Annotated in this window: 5 protein-coding genes and 1 pseudogene; all 6 read left to right on the top strand. The window is 28.3% G+C overall.

Features of this window, described 5'->3' with window-relative positions:
* The coding region (locus MRZ08_RS02895; protein WP_297379069.1) for a DNA cytosine methyltransferase at positions 1–315 on the top strand (315 nt) is incomplete at its 5' end.
* Positions 316–489: 174 nt separating this feature from the next.
* Complete coding sequence (locus MRZ08_RS02890; protein ID WP_297379067.1) at positions 490–1,152, top strand: hypothetical protein; 663 nt, start codon at positions 490–492, stop codon at positions 1,150–1,152.
* Positions 1,153–1,417: 265 nt separating this feature from the next.
* On the top strand, positions 1,418–1,621 hold the full coding sequence (locus tag MRZ08_RS02885) for a helix-turn-helix transcriptional regulator (RefSeq protein ID WP_297379065.1): 204 nt from the start codon (positions 1,418–1,420) through the stop codon (positions 1,619–1,621).
* Between the two features lie 12 nt (positions 1,622–1,633).
* Positions 1,634–2,050, top strand: a complete 417-nt coding sequence (locus tag MRZ08_RS02880; protein ID WP_297379063.1) for a histidine kinase — start codon at positions 1,634–1,636, stop codon at positions 2,048–2,050.
* A gap of 53 nt (positions 2,051–2,103) precedes the next feature.
* Positions 2,104–2,703: a hypothetical protein gene (locus MRZ08_RS02875; RefSeq protein ID WP_297379061.1), complete on the top strand. Its 600-nt coding sequence runs from the start codon at positions 2,104–2,106 to the stop codon at positions 2,701–2,703.
* Positions 2,704–2,831: 128 nt separating this feature from the next.
* A pseudogene (locus MRZ08_RS02870) lies at positions 2,832–3,457 on the top strand (hypothetical protein); the annotation flags it as partial.

Below are 3,457 nucleotides of genomic sequence, written 5' to 3'. Positions count from 1 at the left end.
ATAGATAATAGTTTTAGAGGGCGACTAAAAGTGATTAAAGATTTTTCTTATACTATTTCTACAAAACAGATGAGAGTACCTAATTCTGGAATAATAGATATTGGAAATGGTCAGTATAGGTATTTAACAGAAAGAGAATGTCTAAGACTCATGGGTTTTGATGATAGCGATATAGACAAATTAGAGAAAGTACATCCAAGAAGAAAAAATTGTATTTCAAGTAAACTTTATAAGCAGGCCGGTAATTCTATTGTGGTGGATGTTTTAATGGTTATTATAAAAGAAATCTATGAAAACGATTTGACAAAAAAATAATATCGTGGTACTATAAATGTAACAATGGTACTATAAATGTAACCATAAATAATTAAAGGGGGATAAGATTGTTATGACATACTTTAATTTTCAAAGGTATAAAAATGGAGATACCTTTATCCTATATTTAGAAGTTGAACTTTAGATTTTATAAATTTAATTGGGAGAAGAAATATGAATAAAATGGGTATTAGAAATCTAATTAGGAAAATTTTTTGTTTGAGTTTAGTTATAACAATGATTTTTTCCATGACATCGAATGCTTTTGCTAATGAGATAGACACTAAGGAATTTAATGTTTTTAGTAAAGATGAAGTTATGCAACTTAAACCTTATATAAAAGTTGAAAGTGGATTGTATAAATTCGATTCATATAAAGCAATTAAAGATGGATATAATTCTGATATGGTAGAAGGACAAAAATTATATCTTGAAAATTTAAATAATGAAGCAAAGTTAGGAAATATTTTTATAACTTCAGATTTAGAAATTATAACAAAGAATAATAGAAGTTTACAAAATATGTATAGAAGTTGCCCTGGAAAAAGTACGGGTATAAAGCAATACTGGTGGGGATATTCAAGGTATGCAAATGATTGTGAATCAAAACGTATTGTTAGTGACTTAAACACAGCAGCAGCTGCAGGAACAATGGCTGGAGGAGCTGCAGGAATGGCTTCATTGATATTTCCTGGTGCAGCAATAGTGGCTGGTGGAGCAGCATTTGATGCTGGATATTGGTGGCTAGTTGCTACAAGAATAGATGCAAATAATAAAGGGAAAGGGGTTTATATCGAGATGACATGGGCACTACTTTTTGATATAACACCACAGTAATAAGAATATGAATATAAAAATTTTGAAGTATATTTTGATAATTGCATCCATAATAACCATATTCGTAGGATATAGTGCCTTTAAAAAGCATATACCCATGTATGTAGCGATTATATGTGTGTTTGTTTGTGCAATATTATCGTTAGTTTATTTCCTAAATACTAAAAAAGGCATGTAAATATGAATATAAGAAGACTGTATCGTATATGTTAAAGTCATTGTTATGTTATTAATTTGCATTATAAGTATATATGGAAGTGATTACATGGAAGTAGTAATTGAAAATAGAATTGCAGAATTTCGTAAGGAGCTTGGACTATCCCAACATAAACTTGCTAAAGCTATTGGTATGAAAAGAAGGTCAATAATGGCATATGAAAACAATACAATAAGTCCAACTCTTGAAACTGCATATAAAATATGCAAGGTATTAAATAAAGATATTAAAGAAGTATTTATTTTTAAGTAAGGAGGTTATAATATGGGACTTTTATTTAATGATAATAATGAGATAAATGAAAAAATTAAAAATGAATTTGGAAATTTAGATAATCATTTGTTAGCAATTAAGCATAATGACATAAAAACAGGGCTTGCAAAATTGATAGCAAGTAATCTTTTTTATACATTGGATTCAAACAGGACATTTATTCTATATTTTTCAAATAAGGGAATCCACGAGGAGGAAATAAGCAATTCTTTAAAAAGAGATTTCTTATTTATGCCATGGAATGAAATTAGTTCTTTTGATGTAGAAGTTAAGAATAATAAAGCCATCATAGAATTAGTTCACATTGGAAAAAGGATAGGATATGAAATTCCTTTTAATGGGACAATTTTTGGAACTAATAAGGATAATTTGAAAAAATTAGAAGCGAAGGACTGGAATAAAATTTAATTGAATTTTAATTAAGGTTGCTTTATATAAAGTAAAAATATAAGGAGAAGGGAATGATATTAAAGGATATAAAGAAGAGGATAGTTGTATTATTTTTAACTATAATGATGACATTTATGTCTGTAGCTCCTGGCATACAAAGTGTATATGCAAGCTCAGATAATTATAGTTATGATAACTCTATTAGTTATAGAAACACAAAAGAATCTTTAGAACAAGAAGCGAAGTTCATATTTGAAGAAGCTAGTAGTTATAAAAATGGTAAGCTTTCAATAAATAGACAACTATTAGAAGATAAGTATGGAGAAGAATTATCTAATTATATAATTTTAGGATTAGAGAGAATATATTATGAAGATGATTTAGCAAAGAATTTAAGAAATGAAACTTTCAATCCATCTGACCATAATAATATTACTACATACGGATTTGTAGACTGTATGAAAGGTGAAATTATAGGGATGATTCCTGGAGTCGACTTATATCAGTTGTTTACTAGTGGTGATTTAGTTTCCTATATCAAGGGTAAAGCTTGGGGAAAGGTTGCAGAAATAATAGCAAAGCAACTTGTTAAATATGGACTTAAGAGCAATGTTGCTGGAATCGTAGCTCAACTTGGAATTTCATCTGGAAAGTGTGCTGTAGCAGGATAAAATAATGTAAAAATATAAAGCAATCTTAGTTATGATAAATAAAAACTACTAAGAATCTAGTGATAGATTTTTAGTAGTTTTTTAATTTTAGGAAAATATAAGAATGTAAAATGTAAAGGAGGTGGTAAATGCAAGTAAATGATTTTAAGAATATACAAGAAGCTATAAAGTATGAAGTTTTACAAGATGAAAAAGAATATTTAAAGCTCTTAAAAGTTATAGGCAATAATCAGAAATATGATTTTTCCAGCCAATTAAGCATATATAACAAAGAACCTGAAGCTAGAGCTTGTGCGACTTTTGATATGTGGAAAAAATATTTTGGCAGAGTTGTTATGAGGGGTCAAAAGGGTATTCCAATTTTAGTTGGAAGTGATATAAACAAAAAAGTTTCATATATTTTTGATGTTAGTCAGACCACATCAATGGATAGGAATATTAATGAGGTTAGCTTATGGCAGTTTGACCACGAAAATCATAACGAGGCTTTAAAAGAAATAATAAGAGATTTTTCATTTGAAGCTAGTGATTCACTTAATGAAAATATATTTTCTTTAAGTCGAATTTATGGAGATGAATATATTAATTTGGCTCTTGCTGATTTGAGGATAGATATAGAGGATAGACTTAGTTTTGAAAAGTTTATGAGAGACTCAATATCCTATGCGGTAGCTAATAGGTTTAATACAGTCTATCCTATGGATATGGAAAATTTAAAAAATAATTTTTCTAGGATTAATACAATTTCTTTAGA

Origin of the sequence: Anaerococcus sp., from assembly GCF_022770135.1 — a bacterium.
Lineage (GTDB): Bacteria > Bacillota > Clostridia > Tissierellales > Peptoniphilaceae > Anaerococcus.
Note: the sequence above shows the minus strand (reverse complement) of the source record. Positions and strands in the feature narration are given on the sequence as shown.